Source organism: Desulfosarcina alkanivorans (assembly GCF_009688945.1).
Classification (GTDB): domain Bacteria; phylum Desulfobacterota; class Desulfobacteria; order Desulfobacterales; family Desulfosarcinaceae; genus Desulfosarcina; species Desulfosarcina alkanivorans.
In genome coordinates this window covers 2289760-2315088 of record NZ_AP021874.1, presented here as the reverse complement: position 1 = coordinate 2315088, position 25329 = coordinate 2289760, and the positions used below count along the sequence as shown (strand labels likewise).

Sequence of the window (25329 nt, the reverse complement as noted above, 5' to 3'; positions counted from 1 at the left end):
GGATTCTCCTTTTAAAATTGTTCCATACTTTTGAGAGTTTACATTTTCCAGAATTGGAATTTTATCAGCCCGCTTCAACTTCCATACTTTTCATCACTTCTGCTTGCACACTGTCCCAAATGGTCCGTTTGAGTTCCATGTAACGACTGGAGAGCTGGACATCGGCATTGCGCGGATGCGGCAGGTCGTTGATGATCTCTTGGGCGATCCTGCCTGGCCGTGCGGTCATCACCATGATTCTGGAAGACAGCAACAACGCTTCGTCAATGGAGTGCGTTATAAATATGATTGTTTTGCGATGTTTTTCATAAATCCGGACCAACTGCTCCTGAAGCACCTGGCGCGTCATGGCATCCAGGGCGGCAAAGGGTTCGTCGAGAAGCATCACCTTGGGATTGTTTGCCAGGCTGCGGGCAATGGAAACCCTCTGTTTCATGCCCCCGGACAAATGGTGGGGGTAGCTTTTTTCAAAACCATTGAGTCCCACAATATCGATAAATTTAGCTGCCCGCTCCAGGCGCTCGGCATGGGGCATGCGCTTCATTTTCATTCCGAATTCGACATTTTCCTGAACCGTTTTCCAAGGGAAAAGGGCATACTGCTGGAAGATCATGCCACACTCCGGAGTAATTCCGGTCACAGGCTGACCGTCTAAAATGATATTTCCCTGTGTCGGTGTATCAAACCCGGCCACTAGATTCAGCAAGGTGGTTTTACCGCATCCCGATGCGCCTACGATCACCAAAAACTCGCCATCTTCGACATCCATGGAAAGGTCCTTGAGAGCGGTCACTGTTCCCCGTTTGCCGGAAAAAGTTTTCGTAACCCCCTGGATGGATATTTTATTTCCGCTGGTTACCGTGTCCATGGAAGCAGCCTCCTCTCGAATTTTCTGAATACCACGTCGATGATCATGACGGTGATGCTGATCATCACCATACCCAAAAGAACGGTGTCGGTTTGAAAATACTCTTTCCCGTTCATGATCATGAATCCCAAACCTTCCCTGGCGGCGACGAGCTCCGCCGAAATGATACAGGTCCAGGCAATCCCAAGCATAACTTTCAAACCGGCGATAATCTGCGGTAGGGAGCCCGGCAGGATCACTTCCCGCATGACATCCAGTTTTGATGCCCCAAGATTCTTGGCAGCGCGGATCAAGAGAGGATCAATGCCTTTGGTGGCTTCGATGATATACAGCAGTGACGGCGCAAAGGAGCCCATGAAGACGATGGAGTACTTCTGGGTTTCGGTGATGCCCAGCCACAGCAGAGACAGGGGGATCCAGCTCATGGAAGGCAACGGCCGGAGCAGGGAAATCAGCGGATCGAACACGGCCATGAAGAAACGGGACGACCCCAGAAAAATACCGAAGGGAATCGCCACCATGCTTGACACGATGAAACCCACCATGACGCGCCGGGTGGACGCCAGGGTGTGAACCACAAGCTGCCCGTTGTCGATCAGTTTCATGGCCCGGGTCAGTATTTTGGACGGAGCCGGCATGAACAGCGGCTCGATGAATCCCAGGCGGCAGAAGAGCTCCCAGGCGGATATGAATATCAATAGCGAGACAATACTGATGGTTAGCGATTTTGCAGTGCTGTCTACTTTCATGGCCTCCCCCCGATGGATGCGAGGAGGGCCGTAAAAGGCCCTCCTTAAGGAAATGAATGATTACGGAACCATGCTTTCGGCGATCCAGGTCTTCACTTTGGGCGCCTCATCGATCTGCTGGTGCTTAACCAGGAACTCGGCCAGTTGCTGCATACCAGTTGTGAAACCGCCGGGATCTACCATCAGAGCTTTCTGCTCGTTGCCTTTGATCCAGGTGATGTCCTTGAGCACCGTCATCTGGTCTTCCATGCTCAGGTTGGTGAGCTTGACCAGCACCTTGGCGCACTCTTCGGGCTGATTGATCAGCATGTCCACCGCTTCGAAATAGCCTTTGACAAACGCTTTGCAGGTGTTGGGGTATTTCTCGGCAAACTCTTTACGGACCACCAGCAGGTCAGGGCCGGGGCCCAGTTTAAACTCCTTGTACAGGCTGAACTCGGTATCGTTCACCAGCATGTGGTTGCCCGGCATATTGAGCAGTTTGTTGAAATGCGGGGTCCAGGCCGCACAGGCGTCGATTTCCCCGGAACCCATGGCAGCCGGCATCTCGTTGACCTTCAGGTTGAGCAGGGTCAGGTCTTTTTCCGGGTCCAGGCCGTTTTGCTCCAGGATATCCAGCACGAGTACATGCGCGCTGGAGGCAAAGGGTGCGGCGATCCGTTTGCCTCTGAGGTCCTTGATGGTTTTAATGCTCTCTTTGGCGATGATGCCTTCTACGGTGGCGTAGGAATCCTGGGTGCCGAAAGCCATGAAGCCCCTGCTGCCGGATGCCATCAGGGCGATTGCGGAAATGCTTCCCGTGGAGGCCACATCCAGATCTCCAGCCACCAATGACCCCATGCGGCCGGAGGAGGCATAGAAATTCTGAAACAATACGCCCAGGCCGTGATTCTTGAACAGCCCCTTTTCAATGCCGACCCAGGCCGGGTAGTGTCCCAGCCAGGACGAACCGCCATAGATCACGGTCACCTTTTCGGGTTTGCCTTCGGCATGCACCGCAACGACGCTGATGGCCAGGATCAGGGCGGCAGCCAGGATCAACGACTTTCTAAAAAAACCGGTCATTTTCATTTTCTCCTCCGTTAATGATGGGTTATTGAATGATATCCGTATGAAGTGTCGCTACAATTAAAACTGATTCTGTCAGGGGTGCAGGCTTCTTCAATCCGGATCGAGAATTAACAAGATCAACATTTGTGCCATGTGATAAATTTCAATAATTAACAAGTGGTTATGTTGGTTAATGATTGTCTGTTATTACGGGAAGACATGCAACAGTGTGCGGCGGAGCGCACAATCCTGCATGTAGTGCGGGAAATGGCACATTTTTAGAGCACGTCCCAGCCATTGTGCCGAACAGGAAAAGGAACGGATGGTTTGACATCGAATAGCCTTGAACAGTTATAATGTTGATGATTTAACCCAAAAATCGGTCACGCCCCGTGACAGGCCTGCCGATTGCATATACTGTTCACTATGAATTCAATGAGCCGTTCTAAATATATGAACTCGCGTTCAACCCGTTGGCTGTTCGGCCTCTGCGTACTACTGATCCTGTCTATTCCGGCGGCAGCCATTGCCCAAAAACAGCTGCGCATCGGCGTGCCCATGGGATTTCCTCCTTTCTCCTATCAAGATGAAGGTGAGAGCGAAGTTCGCGGATACAGCGTGGACGTCCTGAATATGTTGAGCGCCGCGCTATCAACCGAGCCGCGCTATCTGGTGGGAAGGGATGCCGATCTGCTGCGGGCCTTAAAAGACGGCGACCTGGACCTTGTCGTCGGCATTGCCCTGAACGAAACGCAGCGCCAGCAGTTCAGCACCATGGAAATCCTGATCTATGTCAAGCGCTACCTGTTTGTCCATCATCCTGATGACAAAACGAGCCGCACTGCTTTGAAAGCCATTAAAAGTGTTGTCGTTCGGGATCAGCCGTATGTAGCTTCCAGAGCTGGGGGCGAAAAAAGCGGCTTCATCCAGGCGCGGTCTGTCAAAGAGGCATTGATGATCGTCAACTCCGGGCAGGCCAGGGAATTCATCGACTATTCCGATCAGATGGCCACCTATCTGATCGGCAAGTACGGGTTGCAAAACATTCGGCAGGCCGGGGTCCGCATGGGGCGCTTTCCGTTCACCATGATCATCGCCAAAGACAACCAGCCGTTGAATTCGGGCTTGAGCAAGGCCTTGGGAGAGGCGATCAAGAGCGGCCAGCTTGACCAGGTCCGGGAAAAATGGCTGGGGAGAAGTTATGTATCCTACCTGTGGCAGCGTTTCGCACCGCTGGTTGTTCTCGTTGCCGCCAGTGTGGCTGCTGTTGCCCTTCTTCTGTTTTTCTGGCACATCGCCCTGAAACGAACAGTGGCCCAGGTCACCGGACAACTCAGCGTCTCTGAAGAACGCCATCGGCAGTTGATCGAGTCGTCGCCGGACATGGTGTTCCTGATCAATAAAAAGGGCGTTATCCGTCTGGCCAACCAGAGTGCCGTCGAGAAGCTGCGGATCCCCCAGGACCAACTGCTGGCCAGTAAGCTGCAGTCCCTTGTGATCCCCAAAGACAAAGAAAAACTCAGTGTTTTTTTAGAAGAACTGTTTGCCGCTCAAATCGCATCCCTGGAGACCGAACTGACCAACCACAGCGGCCGTCGGATCAACGTCGAATTTGTGGCCGCCAGGCTCCGTCGCAGCAGCGAAGAGGAACGGCTGGCATGCTGCTTCGCGCGGGACCTGACCAAACGAAAATTGATGGAGCGGGAACTGATCGCTTCCGAGCGCCTGGCGACCATCGGAAAGATCGCTGCCGGCGTGGCCCACGAGGTCAACAATCCCATCGGCATCATCCTGGCCCATGCGGAGGACCTGATCAGCGGCGAACTGGACGATGCCGAAAGCCAGGAAAGCCTGACCGCCATCCGGCGCAATGCGCTTCGTGCCGGAAATATCACCCGGGCCCTGTTGGATCAGGCATCTTCGGACGCATCTCACCGGGTGGACCTGGATGTCGCCGTCCTGCTGGAGGAGTGCCTGCACTTTTTGAAGCCGCGCCTGAAAAAGATCAAGGTACTTCGCGACCTGAATGCCGAAAACCACTGGGTCCGGGGCGACGAAAACCAACTGCAGCAGGTGTTCATCAATCTGCTGCTCAATGCCGTCGAAAGCATGTCCGGAGAAGGCATGCTGCGGCTGCGTGTCGGCAGAGATGGTTCCGGCAGGTACCATCGGATTGGCATCGAAGACAGCGGCAAAGGCGTTCCCGAGGAGCATCGGCCGCACATCTTCGAGCCTTTTTTCACCAGCGGCAAAACCCAGGGCGTCGGGCTGGGCCTGTTCGTCGCCGCACGAATTTTGAAAAAACATGACGGCAACGTCGCCGTCGAAGACAGCGACCTGGGAGGCACCGCCATGTTCGTGGACCTCCCGGTTCTAACGGAGAGAAGCAATGGAAACGCGCCTGCTGATCGTTGAAGACGAGCCGGAGATGCTTTTGTTTCTGAAGCGGTTCTTTTTGCGCAAAGGGTATGCGGTCACCGCCGTAGCCAGCGCAGAGGAGGCCTGGAATGCCCTAACCGAAACCGAATACGATCTGGTGATTTCCGATCTGGCCCTGGAGGGCATGAGCGGAATGGACCTGCTGAAAAAAATCCGCTCCATCGACAAGGATCTGCCCTTTATCATCATCACCGGTGCAGGCACCATCGAAAGCGCAGTGGAGGCCATTAAGATCGGGGCTTTTCACTATGTGACCAAGCCCTTCAAACGCCAGGAATTGGAAATCATGGCCCAGCGCGCCGTGGAATTCGGCATGATGCACCGCCGCCTTTCCAGGCTGGACGAAGAGGAAGAAGAGGCCTGTGATAATCTTCTCATCATCGGCGAAAGCCGGCCGATGAAAAAGGTCATGGCCATCATCGAGAAGGTGTCAGCCTCAGATACCTCGGTGCTCATTCAAGGGGAAACCGGCACCGGAAAAACCATGTTGGCCAGACACATCCATTCTCTCAGCAACCGCAACCAAGGCCCCTTCGTCACCATCGATTGCGGTGCGCTTCCGGAGAACCTTCTGGAGAGCGAACTGTTCGGCCATGTCAAAGGAGCCTTCACCGGCGCCATTCGAGCCAAACGGGGATTGCTGGAAGAGGCCCACAGCGGAACGGTTTTCCTGGATGAGATCGGCGAACTGCCGCCCCAGACCCAGGTGAAGCTGCTGCGGGCCATCCAGGAACTGGAGATCCGTCCGGTTGGCGGCAACCACCCCATCAAGATCGACGTCCGCTTCATCTCCGCAACCAATCGCGACCTGAAAAAGGAAGTCGATACGGGTGGGTTCCGCGAGGACCTTTACTATCGTCTCTCCCTGATCCCACTGAACCTGCCGGCCTTGAGGGAGCGCCGGGAGGATCTGCTGCAATTTGTGGGGCAGTTCGTGCGCGAATTCAACCAGCGGCACAACAAAGACGTGACCAAGTTGAGCCCGACCGTTTTAAGAAAAATCATGGAACTGCCCTGGAAAGGGAATATTCGTGAACTGAAGAACATGATCGAACGGGCGGTACTGCTTTCCGACGGTTCGTTGATCGATTCCGAATGCTTCGGAGCCGGGGGCATGGACAAGGAATTTGCCTGCGAGGACAGCTCCTCTGAACCGGTGCTACTTAAAAAAGCGGTGGAAGAGGCCGAGAAAAACGCTATTCGTCGCGCGTTACGACTGGCCGAAGGCAATCGCTCCAAAGCGGCCGTTTTCTTAGGGATCGGCAGAAGAACACTTTACGACAAATTGGCTCATTATCAGATGGAAGATTGACTCCGAGTTTGCACAATGTCCATCAAACGATGATTGTGGTCGGTTCTCTTTTTGTTTACCATAACAAAGCTGCCAGTAAGGCTAATTGCAGATATCTGCTGAAGGTTTACCGATAGGTTGACAAAAAATCAGAGAGGCCAACCGCTACATCTGGTGGTTGGCCTTTCCCTATGATTAGTTGACTTTCAATTTGCTATCACAGGCAAAAAAATGATGGCGGATTTCGCTAATGCCTCCAACAACCTTGTAGATATCAGCCTCTCCAATTTTCAATGATGTTTGAAAATAATCACAATGAGCCAAACCTTGCCAGAATAAAGACTCACGTGGTATCGTGGAGATCACCAAAGCATATCAGGAAAATTTCAATATTTTCCAAATGGTAAGATGATCTCAATGTATCGCGACCCCGCCTATAATCCAGATATCGTAATATAGTATCTGTAGCCGAACTGCCTTCGATAGGCAATCCGGCTACTTTCATTCAGGCCCGCATCTCTGTGTTTCTTCTTGATTTAAGGGCTGTTCTCTGAATATTAGAAAAGTTTAAAGCTTTGGACTGGATCGCACAGCCTTAGACTTAAAGCCGAGGATTACCAATTCTGGGACCAGCCTCCGGAATTGTATCATAAACGTCTGGATCTACATCGTAAAGGTCCCCGTTGGCAAGTCCTAACAGGGTTTCCCAAATCCCAATATAACTTTGCCGGATGAGCATGCCATTCTTTTTTTGACCTATAGCAGTGACTTCATAAAGCATGACTGCAGCACCGTTCATGGAAAAAGACGCCAACGTGGTCCCGGGAAGCCCCTCTCCCCCATAGTAATCCTCTACTCTCGGATATTTAGTGATGGTACTAAAAGGTGAGTTGCCCTTACCCCTTTGTAGTTTTTTATATACTAGTGCGTTTACCTTTTTAGATAATTCTAAGGATTCCTCAGATAGAGAGTAAGAATATTCTACACTGTCATCTATGATTGTGTCCACCCTGTCCAGGGGAACAAACTGAGCATAAATTTGCAAAAAAACCCTCCGATTATCATCCTCTGATATGACATTGCTGCCGCGGTGATGATGATTGATATAGACATCGGGCATTAATTCCCGGAAAGTATTTCTTAACGCCCTGGCCTCGGGAGTTACATAGAATCCTGGTTGGCCTCCCCAGTTTTGATTCTCGACACACGGACTATGCTGGTCTTGAAGCCTGTCAAGGTCAAAAAACAAATGGGGGTGAGCGTCACGGTTGATATCATAGCCAGGTGTACCTCTAGTTGTTTCATCTCTGTGGTACCAAGGAGCTGAACAATCATTTGGCAGTCCCCACTCTTCGGGCGTCCAATCCTGAACGTTTTGTCGTGTTTGGGCGTCTCCCCTGTAAGTCTCCGTATCTCTTTCAAAGATGGTGGCTCCATCACGATTTAGCATGGGGATAACCCACACTACAACATTGTCTAATATTTCTATTACTTCACTACTATTGGACGTAGCCAGCTCTTTGATCATTTCAACCAATGCTTCTGTCCCCAATGGTTCATTACCATGTATCTGACTATCGATAAGTATTTTTGCTTTATCTTCGTCTTCTGAACCAAATTTTACCACGTACATAGGCCATTCGAAACCCGCTGAGCTACCAATCAGCTCAAGTTCCATACGCCCTTCCACCGCTTGGTCCGCAATTTCGTGCAATTTCTCATTCAATGTATCTGGTTGAAATAGACTACTCAGGTTTACATATTGCTCTGGTTGGAGCCATGGTCCGTTGGGAATGGACTGCGGTTGTGCCATCGCAGTGGAACTGGAAAACAGGAGAATCAGGCTAATCGCTAAAACCAACTTTACTTTCTTTTTCATGATAAATTCCTCTCATTGCTATTGGTTTATAATAGAGGTCAGGCACAAGATACTGTATCTGGATATTTTTGTTTTTTTAAACGTGCATAACAAAAAGCACTCGTTTGTGGGCAGGATATGTACGTTGGAGAGAAATCATAATAAGCAGGGCCATTAAGCCCTGCTTATTATGAGTTTTTGATTGTTACACCCTACTCACCATCATCATCATTTTCATTGGGTGGGATGTCTTTATAGTAGTAGGTACCTCTCGGCGGGATTTCATCAGACCTTGTTGGATCGATCTCGTAAAGCGATCCATCTGCAGTTGCTTCAAGAATCGACCACATCTGTTCGTAGGCATGTTTGATAATCATGCCGCTTTGCTTTTGCCCGATACCGCCTTTCAGTTCAACGAGGATGCTGCCTGCACCTGCGAGCCCGTATGCATTTCTGGCAATTCCCGCAAATGTACCACCGGGGTACAAAGTAATGGTGGCGAAACCGAATTGCTGCATATGGTCATAAATCTTGACACACAGTTGCTTGGACAAATCCACGAATTCCTCTATTACATTTTCGTTTCGGGGCCACAGAATGGAACTGGTGACGTTTTCACCGTCATCGGTGACATAGGTTCCTTGATGGTGAAAATCCGCCATCCAGATTGGACGGTAATTTTTGAATGCCTCTATAACGGCAACTGCTTCTGGCACCGGGCACAGATCGGGGTCAAAGTGCCTACCAGGCAGACCTGGATTGCAAAGGATCTGATCGCTTTGGGACCAGTCTTCCCAGTGGTAGCGGTTGATGTCGTAATTGGAGAAAAGATTTCCATCAGGATCGACGTAGGTGGTGGAATAGACGCCACGCCCTTGATCGATCAACGCTGGATCGACATTCCCATCTGAATCAAAACAACTTCTGGAGTCACGTGGGGGAGCAGTGAAGTCCGCATTACCACGGGTGAAAAGTTCCGAACCTTCGGGATTTACCCTCACAATTATGAGTACATAGAGTTCATCCAGAATCCCTTGAACATTCTTGCTGCCTGTGCCCAATTCCTTGAGCACCTTAAGGGCCGCTTCAGTGGTCATCGGCTCGTTGCCGTGTTGCTGAGTCATAATCATGACAGGCGTTCTTGAAGGATCACCGACTTTCGCCATGTAAACATTTCTGTCGTAATTGGTTAGCCCGATCACCTCTAATTCGATCAGCCCTTTGGATGATTTCTCGATCTGGTGGAGTCTCTTAACAAGCTCGTCATAGGAACTGAGTCTGGAGAGATTGACATTTTGGTTGTCGGTGATCCACGGACCACCTGGAACAATGTCGGTCTTTGCGAACACACTTGATACTTCGCAAAACACAATGGATACGGTAATAAAAAAAGCCAGAACGGTAACCAATCGATTGTTCATAACACCCCTCCTTCTTGTTATGATGGAATGATGAAAATACACGCTTGGATCTCGCTACCTGTATCACCCCCCCTAAAATAATAGAGCGTTTGTTTTAAAAAATTGCAGTCCAGTTAAAACCTAAACTGCTAATAATTTATCACTTTCTGATTGAATCTTTTCTATTTCTAAATTGTAGGTCCAATACCAGAATTAGAAAAAATAGGACGTTTGGAAATTTTTTATGGATGACCTCAGTTCAAAGAAATCTTCTAAAGGAGTGAAAAAACTTCTACGAATGTATGCAGGGAGTAATCAATTTGAGGTCAATGCATAAACTTAATTGTGATGAACTAAACATGTCAATTAAATTATTTACAACTGTCACAATGTAATAATTCAATCAAATTTCAGAACTATATGATGTGTGTCCACACAACGTCCAACACTAAGGAAGGAGTATGTTGGGTTACCATAATAATTTCTTACAGAAATTGGACTGTTAAAATCTTAGCGTATCTTTTGAAAAATGGGTCGAAAACTGTTCAAAAACCACATCAATCTATTGTGGTCGATCCATCTGGGCGGTGGATACATATATTATTAATATACAATGACATATCCTATTATTCAAATGCCATGTGGTACATCGGGTTAATCAACGCTGGTGTTGCCTACCAAATTTGTGATAGACGATATTATGTAATATCGTTCGAAATTGGTCGCTGATTGTAGGGAGTCAGAATTTATAACCAAGCTTTGAAAAATACCAACGATGTCGGATTATAATCACAGTCGAAAGGGTGAGCCAAGCCACCCACCCACCCTTTCTTGCTTTTAGCCGTATATGGTTTCAATCCATTTCAATGCCTCAGAATCGCTGATCCTGCCAAGTAAATCTGAGTGGTGGACAGCTTGGAATGCCTGAGGATGATCTTGCTCACAATTTATTCGACGATCAACTTAGAAACAAAAAGGAGAGATCAATGAGCGAAAGCGTTTACAAAATCATCGAATTGGTGGGAACAAGTCAGGCAAATTGGGAAATTTCAGCGGAAAATGCCGTATATACCGCATCAAAGTCTTTGAAGAATCTTAGAGTGGCGGAAATTTCGAAATTAGATATGACGGTGGAAGATGGAACGATTACCGACTACCGTGCTCGGGTAAAGTTATCATTCAAAAATGTAACAGACTGATAGGGTATACCTATTGTAAAATATACATTGCTTGATTGATACTTGGTGGCCGTCATGGATTGGCACAGCCGCAAGGTGCTTTCCTGGAGGTTGTCCAACACCATGGAGACCGACTTTTGTCTTGAGGCGGTGGATGAGGCTATCCGCCGCTACGGAACCCCGGAAATTTTCAACACCGATCAGGGCTCCCAGTTTACCAGTGACGATTTTACCGGCTTGCTAAAAGACCATGGCATTGCCATCAGTATGGACGGCAGAGGCCGTGCCCAAGACAACATTTTTATTGAAAGGCTATGGTGGACCCTGAAGTATAACTATGTCTATCTCCGCGCTTTTAACAATGGGGCCGATCTGCGGAAAGGCCTTCGCGGCTGGTTCTCATTTTACAACAAGGAGCGATTTCATCAGGCACTTGACAACCTGACCCCGGATGAGGTTTATTACGGCCTTCCTCATCCATTCGCGGAGGCGGCCTGAGGCCTCCCCTTAACGAATCGGCTCAGAGTTTATCCTATACGTCAGGTTGTCCAGCCTTTCGGGTCCATCACCATGATGATTTCGGCCTTGAACTGAAAGAAACGGTCTATGCTCAGGTATCCAAACTCTTTTCTTTTAAATCTTCCTTAGCCGTACACCTGTAAACCATATGTTTCTTTTTTTTAGGGAACTGTCTTTAGCTGATTGACACCAGACTGCCGGGAACTATTAGGAGAATAAAAATGTTTAAACTTTACGGTCTCTTGAAAAAGTTGAGTCTTTTTTAAAATCTGGTATGTTTCTTGTTGAATAAAAATTATTCTGATCTGTTGACGAGGATACCATTTATTCGGAAATTAAAGCATGTTTTTCCCAATTTCAGGAATCGAGGTTAATCCACTAATACCCTTCGTTGTCGCATTTGTGGTTTCCATTTTTACATCAATGGCCGGTGTATCCGGGGCATTTCTCCTGCTTCCTTTTCAAGTAAGCGTTTTGGGCTTCACGGCTCCCTCCGTCAGTGCAACGAATCAGGTCTTCAATATTGTTGCGATACCAAGTGGCGTCTATCGATACATACGAGAAGGTCGGATGCTGTGGCCTTTAACTTGGGCTGTAATCATTGGCACTTTACCTGGAGTTTTCATCGGAGCATGGGTCCGAATCGAATTTCTGCCGGACCCCAGAAACTTCAAGTTGTTTGTTGGCATGATCCTTTTGTATATCGGCTTCCGGTTGTTCATGGATGTCATCAAAAATAAAGGCCAGAAAAAGGGTTCCAGCACAAAACACAAAACGGAAGAAGGGCATATTGTTAAGCTACTTGAGTCAACCCTACGTCAGGTAAAATTCGATTACGATGGTGAAACCTTTCAATTCTCTCCCTTGATTGTCTATGTCATCTGCTTTTTGGTTGGCATTATAGGCGGGATCTATGGCATTGGCGGTGGATCCATTGTTGCTCCTTTCTTTGTGGCAATCATCGGTCTGCCTGTCTACACGGTTGCCGGAGCTGCATTGATGGGTACCTTCATCACCTCAGTTGCAGGTGTGATTTTTTATCAATACCTGTCGTGGGTATATACAGAATTTGCAGTTGCACCAGATTGGACACTTGGTGTTTTGTTTGGTTTAGGTGGACTTCTGGGTATGTATCTGGGCGCTCGAACTCAGAAATTTGTACCTGCCCGAATCATCAAAGGTATCCTTTGTTGCTGCGTTCTGTTTGTAGCTGTCCGATACGTCGTTGGTTTTTTCACATAGTATGTAATTATTTGAGGTATCCAAGGAAAAGGGATCTGTCAAATTACGATCAAACAGGGTCCGAACCCCACTGGATTGCGTTGCTTCAAACGACTTGACTGCGGTTCAGATATCCAACTACCCACAAGATTTCAACCCACCTAAAACCGGCAAGTACCAAAACCAAAGTTGCAGTCTGGGAAAAAGGTCCGTCACCCGCCGAAATTCGGATTGATGAACTCCAGCCGATCCCCGGCTGTAACGAAGGTGGTCGCGTAGTCGCGCGCATAGACGAAGCGGCCGTTCAACTCCACGATCAGATCCGGATCCGCTTCCCCCAGATCCCGGATCAGGGCCTCCAGGCTGGTGTTGGCAGGCACCTGTTGGGGCAGGTCGTTCAGTATTATTTCGATCATTCGATCCGCTGCCATGATTGCGTTCACGTTCCATTATTCGGGGAGCAGATCCGGCAGTTCGGGTTGGGTGGCACTATAGCTCGTTTTATCCGCATGTCCGCTCCGTGAAAGTGGATCAGATTTCCCGCAAGGTTCGGCTCCTGGCCGGTCAACAGTCTCACCGCCTCCAGGCATTGCAGGGAGGCGATGACGCCGACAGTCGGTGCGATGACGCCGATTTCAGCAGGCGTGCGATGGGGATCCCCGGGGAAAATGCACTCCAGGCAGCCCGAGCGACCGGGTATGAATGTCGCCACCATGCCGTCAAGCCCGTCCACGCCGGCGAAAACGAAAGGGATTTTCGCGTCCCGGGCCGCACGGTTCAACGTGCGACGCGTATCGAGGTTATCGGTGCCATCCAGGATCAGATCGCAGCCGCGGACCATTGCGGCCGCCGTTTCGCCGGTGATCCGCGCCGCCAACGGCTCAATGCGGCAGTGCGGATTGAGGGCCTTCAGTTTTTCGAGCGACGACGCTGTTTTGGGTTTGCCGATGTCGGCGCTGGTGTGCAGGATCTGGCGGTTCAGGTTATGGACCGCGACCCGATCCATGTCGACAATTCTCAGGCAGCCGACGCCGGCCGCCGTCAATTGAAAGGCGGATACGGATCCCAGCCCGCCGAGGCCGGCGATCAGCACGGTGGCCCGTTTGAGGCGTTGTTGGCCACGGATGCCGATCTCCGGCATGATCAGCTGGCGCCGGTAGCGGATGTGCTCCTCGTCTGATAAGTCGACCGACATTTCAATTCCTCAAACCACTGTCGATTGCATCGGCGTGTAACTGTTTCAGAGTCCCGTCATTCCGGCGGAAGCCGGGCCCGAAGTGAATCCTTGGCGCTATCCAGGGAACGTCTGGATGCCGGATCAAGTCCGGCATGACGAAGTTGGTGCCTTTATTTACAGGAGTAGTAAAACCGATAGAATGCCTTTGCGTAACATTTTGTACGTAACACGTAAAATTGTTCCGTTGGACGAAATAATGCTTCCATGCCAATGGAAATTTGTTCGAGTTATTCCGCAGAACCGCATTCTCCTAATCCGCCTTTTTCCGCTGCAACGCTTCATAAACCCGCTGGGGCGTCAGGGGAAGTTCGTGAATGCGCACCCCGGTGGCGTCGTAAACGGCATTGAGCACCGCGGGGATGGTGGGCATGATGGCGCCTTCGCCCACTTCCTTGGCGCCGAAGGGGCCGTTGGGCTCGTTGGTTTCGACCACGATGGCCTCCACCGGCGGCATGTCCAGGGCCGTAACCATCTTGTACTCGGCCAGGTCGTTGTTGATCACGTTGCCCAGGTCGTCGAACTTGACTTCTTCGTACATGGCCTCACCGATCCCCATTGAGACCGAGCCCTGCATCTGCCCCTCAACGGAGGTGCGGTTGATGGCCTTGCCGCAGTCGTGGGCATCGGTGACCTTTTCGATGGTGACCTGGCCGGTTTCCAGGTCCACGTCCACCTCCACGATCTGGGCGCTGCATCCGTAAGCCGGTGAGGTGCCGACGGCGGCGCCCTTGTATTTGCCGCCCAGAAACCGGGGCTTGTATTTACCGGTGCCGACGATGGTGCCTTTGGCCAGGTAAGCGATCCGGGAGGCCTCTTTGAAAGTGAGTTTGTCGGAATCGGGATTGTCCGTCCAGCCGCGATGTTCCTTGATGTAGCGGGTGCGCATCGCGGAGAAATCAACATCGTCGCGGTCGAAAACGATGAACCCGTTTCGGATGTCGATGCCCTTGGCAGACAGGTTCAATTCGTCGGCCAGCACGTCGATGACCTGACGCCGCACATCTTCGCCGGCCTCCTTGGCGGCATGTCCGGTCATTAGGGTCTGGCGGCTGGAATAGGCCCCCAGGTCCACGCCCATGTCGGTGTCGCCCGATGCCAGCCGGACGCAATCCAGCGGCACGCCGACGGCCTCGGCCACGATCATGGCAAAGGTGGTGTCCGAGCCCTGGCCGATTTCGGCCGAGGCCGTATAGACCAGTACGGTCCCGCCGTCTTCGGTCAGCTTCACCATCACCGTGCCGTGGTAGGTGTCGGACCGGTAAATGGGAAATCCGGCCCCGGATACGAAAAACCCGCAGGCCAGGCCAATCCCCTTGCCCTTGGGCAGTTTGCCTTTTTTGGATGCCCAATCGGACCCTTGGGTCACGGCGTCCAGGCATTCGGCCATGCCGAAACTGCTCATGTTCAAATCGTTGCAGGTGGTGTCCCCGGTCTTCATCATGTTCTTCTGCCGGATCTTTACGGGATCGATCCCCAACTCCTCGGCGATCATGTCCAACTGCTGCTCGAAGGCGGCCCGGGCGATTACCGCCCCGTGGCCCCGTTGGGCACCGCAGGCCGGTTTGTTGTTGTAGACCCGGTAGCCGTCGTATTTCATGTTGGGCAGTTTGTAGGGGCCGCCCAGCAGCGAGCCCGAGTAATAGACCGTGGCGATGCCGAAGCTGGAATAGGCGCCGCCGTCCAGCCAGGCCTCGTGCTCCAGGGCCATGAGGGTGCCGTCCTTTTTGACGCCGATGCTCATTTTGTGGGTGAATCCGTGGCGGGCGCGTCCGTACATGAAGACCTGTTCGCGGGAGTAGTTCATCTTGACCGGTTTGCCGGTGCGGACGGCCATCAGGCAGCAGGCCAGTTCCATGGGATTGGCCGCGGCCTTGATGCCGAACCCGGCCCCCACATAGGGTTTGACCACCCGCACCTTGCCCACATCCAGACCCAGCACCATGGCCACCGTACGCTGGACATAGTGGGGCACCTGGGTGGAGCTGGTCAGGGTCAGGTTGCCGGCGTGATCTACCTCGGCAATACAGCCCTGGGGCTCGATGAAACCGCCGTCCTGGCGCTTGTTTTTCACTGTCGTTGTCCTGATAAGGTCGCACTCCTGGAATGCCGCGGCGACATCGCCGAACTCCTGGTGCACCTCGGCGCAGATGTTGCCGGGGTACTTCTCGTGCAGTCGGGGCGCCCCTTCGGCCAGGGCATCCTCGACGGTGAAGATCGCCGGCAGTTCTTCGTACCGTACCTGGATCAGTTCAACCGCCTTTTCCGCGGTTTCGGGGTCCACGGCCGCCACAGCCGCGATTTCGTCTCCCACGTAGCGGACCTTGTCGTGGCAGAACAGGGTTTCGTCATAGCGGGCCGGGCTGACGCCGTATTTGACCAGCCCGGCCTCCCTGGCGGTCACCACGCATTTGACCCCGGGAAGCGTTTCCGCCGCCGAGGTGTCGATGCTGAGAATGTTGGCATGGGCATGGGGGCTCTGCAGCAGGGCGCCATGCAACATGCCCGGCTTGCTGATATCGTCCACGAACACGGCCTTGCCGGTCGCCTTGGCCGGTGAATCCAGTCTTCTGGCCCTGCTGTTGATCACATGATGTTTACTCATGATTTATCCCTTCGATAAACGGTCGGCAAACCCAGAGGCTTTTTACAGGGACTTGCCGGACTTTATGACGATTGCCGATGGGCATCGGCTGTTGCTTCAAACGCTTTTAATGGCATCGATAATTTTCTGGTATCCTGTACAGCGGCAGAGGTTTCCGGAAATGGCCGCCCGGATTTCCTCCTCGTCCGGGCTGTCGTTCTTGTCCAGCAGATGTTTGGCGGACAGGATCATTCCCGGAGAACAGAAGCCGCACTGGATGGCGCCGTACTCCACGAAGGCGTCTTGAACCGGATGCAGTCCCGCTCCGGTTTCGAGGCCTTCGATGGTTTCGATCTTCCTCCCGTTGGCCTGGACGGCCAGGACCAGGCAGGAGTTGACCGGAATCCCGTCCATGATAACGGTGCAGGCGCCGCAATCGCCGGTTTCGCATCCTTTTTTGGTTCCCGTCAGCCCCAACTCATACCGCAGGAGGTTGGTCAGCGTCAGGTTCGGTTCGACTGCGATTGCCACCTCACGGTCGTTTACCGTCAGTGTGATCAGTTTCTTCATTGGCTTTTCCTTCGCGATTCTCTTTTTTTCAGTCGCTCATGCATCAGATGGTCGAACGCATGTCCAATCAGCTGCCGATGGCCCGGCGATGGGCGATCTCCAGGGTGCGTTTGGTCAGTATGCCCACCATGGCTTTGCGATAGCTGGCGGCACCCCTGAAATCGTCGATGGGGGTGCAATCCCGCCGGGCGGCTTGGCCGGCTTTGAGAAAAATGGCTTCATCCGGCTTTTCGCCGATCAGCGTCGCTTCCGCCGATTCGGCCCTTAGCGGCGTCGGTCCCACGGACCCCATGACGATGCGGGCCTGTTTAATGCTGCCGTCTTTGTTATCCAGGGCGATGAAAGAAGCGACATTGACGACGTTGCAATCCTGGGCCTTGCGCACACCCAGGTTGATGTAGCCAGCCCCCTGGCCGTCTGCGGGAACCGGAACCCGCACCTCGGTCAGGATTTCATCGACATCGATTTCAGTAAAGCCGGGGCCTTTGAAGAAGTCGTTCAGGGCGATTTCTCTTTTGCCCCTGCAGCTTTCCAATACGGCGGTGGCGCCGTAGGCGATCAACGAGGGCGGCAGGTCGGCCGCGGGCCGGGCGGATCCGATATTGCCGGCGATGGTCGCCCGGTTGCGAACCAGCGGCGAGCCGAGGGACTTGGCACCGGACTGCAGGGCGCTCAACTTTTTCTCCACCAGGGAATCGACCGTCAATTCAGCCACGGTATAGCCCCCGCCGATGACGATGTGATCGCCATCTTCTGCGATGCTGTTCATGGCGCCGATACGCCCCAGGCAGACCAGATGTTCGGGGGCGAGGATCTTTTTTTTCATGTTGACCATGAGATCCGTACCACCGGCAATCAACTTGGCCTTGGCCCCATAAGTACCCATGATCTCACAGGCTTCATTGACCGACACCGGTTCATGAAAATCGAATGTGGGCAATAACATCTCTCTCCTCCCTGGTGTCCGCCGAAGAAACGGCACCTCTCACCCGATTTCTGCGTCGAGCAGTAAATTCAAATCCTTGAAATATCGACAATATGTATCCGGTTTGAATTCGCTGCCCGCCTTGACTTCTGGCGAGATTCCTCATTTCTTCGGTGGACACTCCCTATTTAGTGCCCATCCATAAATGGCCAGTTTGTCCGATATCTGCGTTGCGCTCAAAATTTTATCCCCGGAATATCAGCCATATGCCTGTGGGACATCCCGTGATCTATACGGGGCGGTAAAATTTTTCGCGCGCCTTGATCTCGACCCAATTTGCCTATTTCTGGATGAACACTATTCAGGATTAAGATAAAAATTTAGTGAGCGTCTATGTTGTTTTTCCAAAAGAACAGGTCGGATAGCGGCAGTCCGGGCAGTTGGAACAAAATCCGCCATGGCCCATGCGCACGATATCCGACCGGGTGACCGTTTCACCGGCCAGCATGCGTGGAAGGACAAGATCGAAAATACTGGCCTGGTAGTACATCACACATCCGGGCAGCCCGACCACCGGGACATCGTCGATATGGGCCAGCATGAACATGGCCCCCGGCAGCACCGGTGCCCCATAAGTGACAACCTTGCCGCCGGCCGCACGGATGCTCACCGGGGTCTGATCGTCCGGATCGACGGACATGCCGCCGGTTACGGCGATCAATTGCGCGCCGGAACGGATCAGCCCGTGGATGGCGGAGACGGTCATGTCGATGTCGTCGGAGACCAGTACCTGGTCGATCACCCGGCTGCCCAGCGCGTCGAATTTCTCACGCAAAATCGGGCCGAATTTATCCTCGATGCGACCATGGTAGATTTCGCTTCCGGTGGTGACGACCCCGACCTTTACGGAAGTGAACGTCTTTACCTCGATGAGGGGAAAGTGGTCCCGGCAGATCCGTTCAACCGCTTCGATGCGTTCTTCGTCGGTAAACAGGGGGATGATGCGCGTTCCCGCAACCGCCTGGTCGGCATTCACGTGATGATGGGTGTGCAGGGTGGCGAACATCACGTCTTCGATATCGTTGATGCGGTAAAGTGCGTCTACGTTGACCGACAGCAAGCCGCTGTGCCGGGCGGTGAGGCTGACCTTGCCTTCTTTCGGTTCCGACAGACCAAGTCCGTTCCCCGCAGCCGCCCTGGCGATTCTTGCGGCGGCTTCGTTTTCGTGAAGGGTACCGGCCGGCAGGTCCTGTACATAAATGTTCGCCTTGCCGAGATCCAGGAGTTTGGGCACATCCTCGGGCTGGATGACGCATCCTTTTTTAAAGGCTCTCCCTTTGAAGAAACCGGGTACAATCTGGGTAATGTCGTGACACAACACTTTTCCAACTGCATCTTCAACAGATACAGTTTTCATATCGCCCTCCGTTTGCGGATGCCCCTTAAAAGGGGTCGATTTAGCATGGTTCACCAAAATGAACGTTATCATTTTATCACTGAAATTCTTAGTGTCAATTTATTTTTGATATTACACTATTTAATAGTAAAATAAGCCTTATTGAGAGCTATGCCACCGTGGTAATGAAGAGGCGAGGGGATGCTGGCTGTTCAATATAGTGAACTAAAGTTTGCCTGATTCGATGTCAGCGCGTGCGTTTTCGTCAAAATCCTATCATCCGGGGCAAGCCGGTAATTGCCGATATTGGCGTAATTATAAATAAACCGGGTAAGAAACAGCGACTTCTCGATAAGGGCTTCGGCGCCTTCGATTTGATCGGGAATGGTCCCTGCGACCGCCTTATCGATTGGGTCTCACCGGAGACAGGCAGGAAATAAAAGGCAGAATGTCGTCCCTCTGACCGGCTGGCTGTCAACACAGATATTGTCATCATGCTGTTTCGATCCGGCCGATGTCCGCTCTGATGGTTGGCATCCCCAGCGTGGTGTTGATTTCAATTTCGGTAGTTTCACGGATGATACGCCTGACAGGCTTTTGAATTTTTCAATGGGTCGATGGACACCGATTGGCTGCAAATTGAATATCTGTTTGCGGCCAAAGACCAGCAGTTGGCCAACAAGATCCCTGGTGCGGTATCCGATTTCATCACCTGGACGGCTTCAAGGAGCAGGTGTTTCTTTGGTAAAAGATTATTGCGTGATTGGGTCTTCGCAGGCCTACTGGTATCCGTTTTGAGGGTGATATCCGCCGCGGCACACTACTCGCCGCCCATTTTCATCCGCATTCCGGTGGGGAAGGGGTTGTCCGGGCCGAGGTTGGACCGGAAGTTCTCCAATTTCGCAGGTTCCTATCGACCGCCCATGGCGCTGAGAACATTCATAAGGTTGGAGATGATGGTCACTACCCGCTGCCATGTTGCGACCATTTGACCGGGAATGGCTGTGTCCCCTGTTTTCAATTCCATTGATTATTCTTATCCCCAGGCCGTAAGCAATACGACACTCAGCACCGTATGCGTCAGGTAGCGAGTGAATGGATTAAACGCACTCGCTACCGATTCGCTGAAACTTCATGGGAAGATGCTGCGAAGGCTGCTGTCGCGGCTGTTGACAAATCTGTTCGCGACATGCGCATCGCCGAAGTGGTTAAATATGGATATGCGTTTGGAAGATAACAGGATTGTCGGCTTCAGGACCAGAGTGAAAGTTTCGTTTAAACTTGAATAATTACTGATGGTTAAGCATCAGTCCATGCCCAAATGACTGAAGCGGTTCGGATCGATCCGGCGAAACAGTCAATCTGCTCCGTGGCCGGGAACTCAAAGTCAAAACGGCGGCGTCACCCTTCAACTTGTCTTTGGGTTTTGCCATGATTGCCTTCCGGCCTGGCTGCCGGTCCCCTATTTTCAATGCCCCTTGACAATAGCACACTATCGCGCTAATTGTTATGTGCATTTGCCCATTAGCATGCGACCTTTCCAATGCACCACCAAGGCGAAAAGGGGGACACATGACTGAGAAATTAGAAATCAAGGCCGTTGACCGTGTGGAGATCCTGACCCTGCAGGACAATACCATCGATCTGGTCCAGCAGGACAACAATGCGGTGGTCCAGCGTGCCATGCCCCTGGTCGGGCTGGAGGTGAAAAACTCCATTCTCGCCGAGCACGGCTTTTCCTCGCTGATCACGGTCACCGATGACGACCGCTCGCGGTGCATGCTCTTCGATTTCGGTTTCTCGGAACAGGGGGCGGCCCAGAATGCCGACGCGCTGGGTGCCGACCTGACTGCTGTGGAAGCGACGGCGCTGTCCCACGGCCACCTGGATCACGTCGGCGGGATCGGACCGCTGATCGAAAAAACCGGAAAACGGGATATCCCCCTGGTGGTGCATCCCGCGGCCTTCAGAAACCCCCGGTTTATGAAAATTTCCGATGACTTCAAGGTCTTTTTTCCCGCCTTCACACGGGACAAGGCCGCCGCTGCCGGTGCGGCCGTCGTCGATGTCGACAGGCCCTATCCCATGCTCGATCATACGGCCGCCTTCCTGGGGCAGATTCCACGCACCACCGGGTTTGAAAAAGGGGCGCCCAACCTGTTCTGCGAAATCGACGGGCTGGAACGGCAGGACCCATTCGATGACGACTCGGCCATGGTGTTCAACGTTCGTGGAAAAGGGCTGGTCGTGGTCTCCGGATGCGCCCATTCGGGCATCGTCAATACCGTCGCCTATGCCCGGCAGGCTACCGGCGTCGACCCGGTAATGGCCGTCATGGGCGGGTTTCACCTGGCCGGGCAGGACCCGGACAGGGTCGTCGCCCCGACCATCGACGCATTGAAGGCCATCGCGCCGACCTATATCATTCCCACCCACTGCACCGGCCGGCTGGCGATTCAGCGCATCGAAAAAGAGATGCCGGACCAATTCATCCTGAACATGTCCGGGACCCACCTGACCTTCAGCGCCTGAAAACGGAAAACCGAAAAAAGCGGGCCGTGCACCTTGCACCGGCCCGCTTTTTCGTTGTATCCTGCGTGCTATAACACCGGTGCCGGTCCGGAAACGGTGGCCGGTCCGGCAACCGTTCCGACACCCGTTGCCCACCTTCAACCAAAGGAATCCGATGTTGAGACAGACCAAACTGGCCGTCATCCTGGCGGTCCTCCTGATTCCCGTCACGGTGCACGCTGCATTCGAGCACGAACGCATCCTCAACGCAGATATTGGCGCGCCCATCCTGGACGTGACCGCCAATCCGGCCGGAGACCTGGTCTTCGTGCTCACGCCGGGGGAGGTGCTGATCTACTCGACCGACGACCAGACCGTCCTGGACCGCATCCCGGTGGCGGGGCCCTTCGACCGCATCGCCTATCAGGACGAAGACCGCCTGGTCCTGACCGCCGCCAAACCTTCCCGGATCAACGTCATCCGGTTCAGCCGCATTTTCGACATCGACCTGTCCGGAAGGGCGGTCAAGGGCCCACCGGACGCCAGGGTCACCCTGGTGGTGTTCGATGACTATCAGTGACCGTATTGTGCGCGTTTGGAGCGCTTCATCCAGCAGGTGCTGGACCAGTTTCCCGATGACGTCAACTATGTGATCAAGCACTTTCCCCTTTCCAGTCACCCGTTTGCCCATCGGGCCGCCATGGCCTCCCTGGCGGCGGGCAGGCAGGGCCGGTTCTGGGCGTTTCACAGCCAGCTCCTCGACAACCACAAGCAGGTCAACGAAGAGAAAATCGTGGAAATCGCCGGGGGCCTGGGGTTGAACATGGAGCAATTCAACCAGGATCGCAACCTGCCATCCAGCCGGGCATTGATCGCGGCGGATGTTGAAAACGGTAAAAGAATCGGCGTTCGCGGCACCCCGTCATTGTTCATGAACGGGAAGCGAATAAAAAATCCGGGTGCCCTCCCCGAATTGATCCGGCGGGAGCTGGCCCGGTGAAAAGCAGGACATCCCGTTGCGGTATGCGGGCGGATGAACTATATTATGTCAGTTCTCAGTGGCCCGATACACCGACTCACCTCTCGGCATAACCCCGAACCGGCACAGCGCGCCCGCGGCCTGCATGCCGCTGCCCGCGCAACGGTGGCCTGATCCACACGGCCCCCGGCCCCTGGGAACGGGTCGGGGTGGTCCGGCTTCCGTCTGCCGGCTTTCTCATTTAGGAATAAAAAGATGAATCGTAAAATGGTTGGTTTCATGTTCCTGTTATGGGTCGCGTCACTGGTCTCGGTGTCGTGTACCCACAAGCCCTATCATCCGACCAAAAGCGACAGGGAGTGGACCATCGACCACGAGGCCTGTGAAGTGTGGGTCCGGGAAGGCATCCGTGATGAACCCGACACCTACGATACCTTCGATGAGATGCGCCTGATTCGCAAATGCATGAAGGACAAGGGCTGGCAGTGGGAGCGGACCGAGTGGTTCAAACCCAGGAAAGAACAGGCTCAATAGGTGCCCGTCCCCATGCGGATGTGGTTAAGCACCTGCCTGCTGGCATGCCTCGTTGTTCATCCAATGGGTCTCCCGGCGGCCGACACCTCTGCTGCGCCGGTGATCGCCCGGGGCGATCGTCACTTTCCCCCATACGAGTTCCTCAACGCGGACGGTCAGCCTGACGGGTTCAACGTCGATCTTCTCAAAGCGATTTCCGCCAGGCTGGAGATGAATGTGGATATCGGGCTGGACGCCTGGGAGACCGTCCTCGAAGACCTGGCCAGCGGCGACATCCAGCTGGCCACCGGGATGATCCGATCGGCCCAAAGAGAGAACACCTTCGAATTCTCCATCAGCCACGCCGGCGTTTTTTACTGCCTCTTCGTTCGTCGCGGGTCGCCCATCAAAAGTATCGAGGATGCCGGCGGAAAGGCGATTCTGGTTCATGCCCGGGCATACTCCCATGACTGGCTGCAGGCGCGCAGGATCACCGATCGCATCATGCCGGTTTCATCCCCCCGAAAGGCCCTGCAGCTGCTGGCCGAGGGCCGGCATGACGCCGCGATCATCGAACGCCTCAGCGCCCTGGACCTGATGCGCGAGCTGGGCATCGATACGATCGTTATGGCCGGTCCGCCGCTGGTGTGCGCTCCTTACGCCTTTGCCGTCCGAAAAGGTGATGACCGGCTGCTGGCGAAGCTGAACGAGGGCATCCACCTGATGCACCAGAGCGGGGTGTATGAAGATCTGTACCGCAAATGGTTTTCCGTTGCCGACGCCCATGCCCGGCGCATGGCCATGGTTCGCTCCGGCCTATTCGTGCTGGCCGCCATGGCCGGCGTGGCTGCCGCCATCTTTGTCTGGAACCTCTTGCTGAAGAAAACGGTGCGGCGGAGAACCGCCGCCCTGATGCAAAGCGAACGGCGCTTCCATGAACTCTGCGATCTGCTGCCCCAGACCGTCTTCGAGACGGACAGCAGCGGTCGGCTCTCCTTTCTGAACCGCTCCGGATTCGATATGATGGGTCTTGACCCCCAGTCGATTTCAGACGGCATCCATCTGTCCGACCTCCTTCCCGGGGAGACCGATTTCCATGCATGGGCGCTGGACGGCCATCTCGGTGGTAAAGCGTGTGTGGTCAGCGGACCGGATAAGGATCCCTTCCCGGCGCTTTTCTACGCCACCCCGGTATTGTCCGGCGGCCGCCATGCCGGGTTGCGGGGGCTTCTGGTGGACATCACCTTCCAGAAGGAATTGGAGAACCAGGTCCTGGCGTCCCAGAAAATGGAGGCCCTGGGGCAGCTGGCCGGCGGGGTGGCCCACGACTTCAGCAATATCGTTACGGGCATATCCGCTTATGCCCAATTGATCGCCAGACGCCCCCAGGATGCGGATGCCGTCGCCAACAGTGCGGAGAAAATCCTCACCGGATGTGATCGGGGCACCGATCTGGTACGCCACTTTCTGGCCACCGCCGGCAGGCGTAAACCCGAAAGACAACGGGTCCGGCTGGGTCGGGTCGTATCTGAAGTCTTCAATTTGATTCAGCCGACCTGCGGCCCTGCCGTTGCCTTTGACAATGCCGTCGGCGGCGAAGATGACGCCGTGTGGGCCGAACCGGCCCTGGTCTTTCAGGTGCTCATGAACCTCTGTGTGAACAGTGCCCAGGCCATGGCCGGCAGCGGCGGCACCCTGACGGTGGGGCTCATGGCCGATCCGTCCAACGGGCAGACGTCTTCGGCGGGGCCCCTTCAGCGCGTCCTTTATGTCGCCGACACCGGACCGGGCATCGACCCCGATCTCAAGGACCGTATTTTCGAGCCCTTTTTTACCACCCGGGGAAAGACCAGCGGAACCGGCATCGGCCTTTTCGTGGTCGGCCAGGCCCTGTCGGATATGGGGGGAGACATCCGGGTGGAGAGCGAACCGGGGAAAGGGGCGACCTTCATCGTCATCCTGCCGGCCGCGCCATCGCCGGGCAACGGCGTTGATGCTAAAGAGGCGACGTAATCGTCGCCGGTCCCTGGAACACGGCCCGCGG

At 53.6% G+C, this 25329-nt stretch carries 20 protein-coding genes and 2 pseudogenes; 11 read left to right on the top strand and 11 right to left on the bottom strand.

Going from position 1 to position 25329, the window contains the following annotated elements; all coding sequences use genetic code 11:
* Nucleotides 1-64 precede the first annotated feature (64 nt).
* From DSCA_RS10190 to DSCA_RS10180, 3 genes are read right to left on the bottom strand one after another with little or no spacing between them, the layout of a single operon-like run.
* On the bottom strand, nucleotides 65-868 hold the full coding sequence (locus DSCA_RS10190; protein ID WP_155316336.1) for an ABC transporter ATP-binding protein: 804 nt from the start codon (nucleotides 866-868) through the stop codon (nucleotides 65-67).
* On the bottom strand, nucleotides 856-1617 hold the full coding sequence (locus tag DSCA_RS10185) for an ABC transporter permease (protein WP_155316335.1): 762 nt from the start codon (nucleotides 1615-1617) through the stop codon (nucleotides 856-858). Before DSCA_RS10185 ends, DSCA_RS10190 begins: the two co-directional genes overlap by 13 nt.
* 60 nt (nucleotides 1618-1677) lie before the next feature.
* Nucleotides 1678-2682 carry an aliphatic sulfonate ABC transporter substrate-binding protein gene (locus DSCA_RS10180; RefSeq protein ID WP_155316334.1) on the bottom strand — a complete coding sequence of 335 codons (1005 nt, stop codon included), beginning with the start codon at nucleotides 2680-2682 and terminating at the stop codon, nucleotides 1678-1680.
* 438 nt (nucleotides 2683-3120) lie between these two features.
* Between DSCA_RS10180 and DSCA_RS10175 the strand changes: the two genes are divergently transcribed.
* Nucleotides 3121-5082: an ATP-binding protein gene (locus DSCA_RS10175; protein WP_167527699.1), complete on the top strand. Its 1962-nt coding sequence runs from the start codon at nucleotides 3121-3123 to the stop codon at nucleotides 5080-5082.
* Entirely contained in the window at nucleotides 5057-6418 is a 1362-nt protein-coding gene (locus tag DSCA_RS10170) for a sigma-54-dependent transcriptional regulator (RefSeq protein WP_155316332.1), read from the top strand. Before DSCA_RS10175 ends, DSCA_RS10170 begins: the two co-directional genes overlap by 26 nt.
* A 580-nt stretch (nucleotides 6419-6998) precedes the next feature.
* Here the strand turns inward: DSCA_RS10170 and DSCA_RS10165 are convergent.
* Entirely contained in the window at nucleotides 6999-8276 is a 1278-nt protein-coding gene (locus tag DSCA_RS10165) for a M14 family zinc carboxypeptidase (protein ID WP_155316331.1), read from the bottom strand.
* Nucleotides 8277-8467: 191 nt separating this feature from the next.
* Nucleotides 8468-9676 carry a M14 family zinc carboxypeptidase gene (locus DSCA_RS10160; RefSeq protein WP_155316330.1) on the bottom strand — a complete coding sequence of 403 codons (1209 nt, stop codon included), beginning with the start codon at nucleotides 9674-9676 and terminating at the stop codon, nucleotides 8468-8470.
* A 965-nt stretch (nucleotides 9677-10641) separates the two neighbouring features.
* Between DSCA_RS10160 and DSCA_RS10155 the strand changes: the two genes are divergently transcribed.
* From DSCA_RS10155 to DSCA_RS10145, 3 genes and pseudogenes are all read left to right on the top strand, one after another.
* Nucleotides 10642-10854 (top strand): dodecin family protein, encoded by a 213-nt coding sequence (locus tag DSCA_RS10155; RefSeq protein ID WP_155316329.1) that lies wholly within the window; start codon nucleotides 10642-10644, stop codon nucleotides 10852-10854.
* A gap of 39 nt (nucleotides 10855-10893) precedes the next feature.
* Nucleotides 10894-11331, top strand: a pseudogene (locus tag DSCA_RS10150) (transposase); the annotation flags it as partial.
* Between the two features lie 363 nt (nucleotides 11332-11694).
* Nucleotides 11695-12594, top strand: a complete 900-nt coding sequence (locus DSCA_RS10145; protein WP_155316327.1) for a sulfite exporter TauE/SafE family protein — start codon at nucleotides 11695-11697, stop codon at nucleotides 12592-12594.
* Between the two features lie 191 nt (nucleotides 12595-12785).
* Here the strand turns inward: DSCA_RS10145 and thiS are convergent, their stop codons facing one another.
* The 6 genes from thiS to DSCA_RS10115 all read right to left on the bottom strand — a co-directional run bounded on the left by thiS (nucleotide 12786) and on the right by DSCA_RS10115 (nucleotide 19303).
* A complete protein-coding gene (gene thiS / locus DSCA_RS10140) occupies nucleotides 12786-12989 on the bottom strand; it encodes a sulfur carrier protein ThiS (RefSeq protein WP_167527698.1) in 204 nt (67 codons plus the stop codon).
* Nucleotides 12990-13012: 23 nt separating this feature from the next.
* A complete protein-coding gene (locus DSCA_RS10135) occupies nucleotides 13013-13768 on the bottom strand; it encodes a HesA/MoeB/ThiF family protein (protein ID WP_155316325.1) in 756 nt (251 codons plus the stop codon).
* A 292-nt stretch (nucleotides 13769-14060) separates the two neighbouring features.
* Complete coding sequence (locus tag DSCA_RS10130) at nucleotides 14061-16412, bottom strand: xanthine dehydrogenase family protein molybdopterin-binding subunit (RefSeq protein WP_155316324.1); 2352 nt, start codon at nucleotides 16410-16412, stop codon at nucleotides 14061-14063.
* Nucleotides 16413-16508: 96 nt separating this feature from the next.
* Nucleotides 16509-16961 (bottom strand): (2Fe-2S)-binding protein, encoded by a 453-nt coding sequence (locus DSCA_RS10125; RefSeq protein ID WP_155316323.1) that lies wholly within the window; start codon nucleotides 16959-16961, stop codon nucleotides 16509-16511.
* Between the two features lie 67 nt (nucleotides 16962-17028).
* Nucleotides 17029-17907: an FAD binding domain-containing protein gene (locus DSCA_RS10120; RefSeq protein WP_155316322.1), complete on the bottom strand. Its 879-nt coding sequence runs from the start codon at nucleotides 17905-17907 to the stop codon at nucleotides 17029-17031.
* A 370-nt stretch (nucleotides 17908-18277) separates the two neighbouring features.
* A complete protein-coding gene (locus tag DSCA_RS10115) occupies nucleotides 18278-19303 on the bottom strand; it encodes a molybdopterin-binding protein (RefSeq protein WP_155316321.1) in 1026 nt (341 codons plus the stop codon).
* A 1054-nt stretch (nucleotides 19304-20357) separates the two neighbouring features.
* Here DSCA_RS10115 and DSCA_RS33185 point away from each other — a divergent pair.
* From DSCA_RS33185 to DSCA_RS10085, 6 genes and pseudogenes are all read left to right on the top strand, one after another.
* On the top strand, nucleotides 20358-20519 hold the full coding sequence (locus DSCA_RS33185) for a dodecin domain-containing protein (protein WP_407924243.1): 162 nt from the start codon (nucleotides 20358-20360) through the stop codon (nucleotides 20517-20519).
* Between the two features lie 335 nt (nucleotides 20520-20854).
* Nucleotides 20855-21814 carry an MBL fold metallo-hydrolase gene (locus DSCA_RS10105; protein WP_167527697.1) on the top strand — a complete coding sequence of 320 codons (960 nt, stop codon included), beginning with the start codon at nucleotides 20855-20857 and terminating at the stop codon, nucleotides 21812-21814.
* A gap of 154 nt (nucleotides 21815-21968) precedes the next feature.
* A complete protein-coding gene (locus DSCA_RS10100; protein WP_155316319.1) occupies nucleotides 21969-22373 on the top strand; it encodes a hypothetical protein in 405 nt (134 codons plus the stop codon).
* Nucleotides 22374-22385: 12 nt separating this feature from the next.
* Nucleotides 22386-22793, top strand: a pseudogene (locus DSCA_RS10095) (DsbA family protein); the annotation flags it as partial.
* Nucleotides 22794-23027: 234 nt separating this feature from the next.
* Entirely contained in the window at nucleotides 23028-23306 is a 279-nt protein-coding gene (locus tag DSCA_RS10090) for a hypothetical protein (RefSeq protein ID WP_155316317.1), read from the top strand.
* 12 nt (nucleotides 23307-23318) lie between these two features.
* Nucleotides 23319-25298 (top strand): transporter substrate-binding domain-containing protein, encoded by a 1980-nt coding sequence (locus tag DSCA_RS10085; protein WP_155316316.1) that lies wholly within the window; start codon nucleotides 23319-23321, stop codon nucleotides 25296-25298.
* Nucleotides 25299-25329 lie beyond the last annotated feature (31 nt).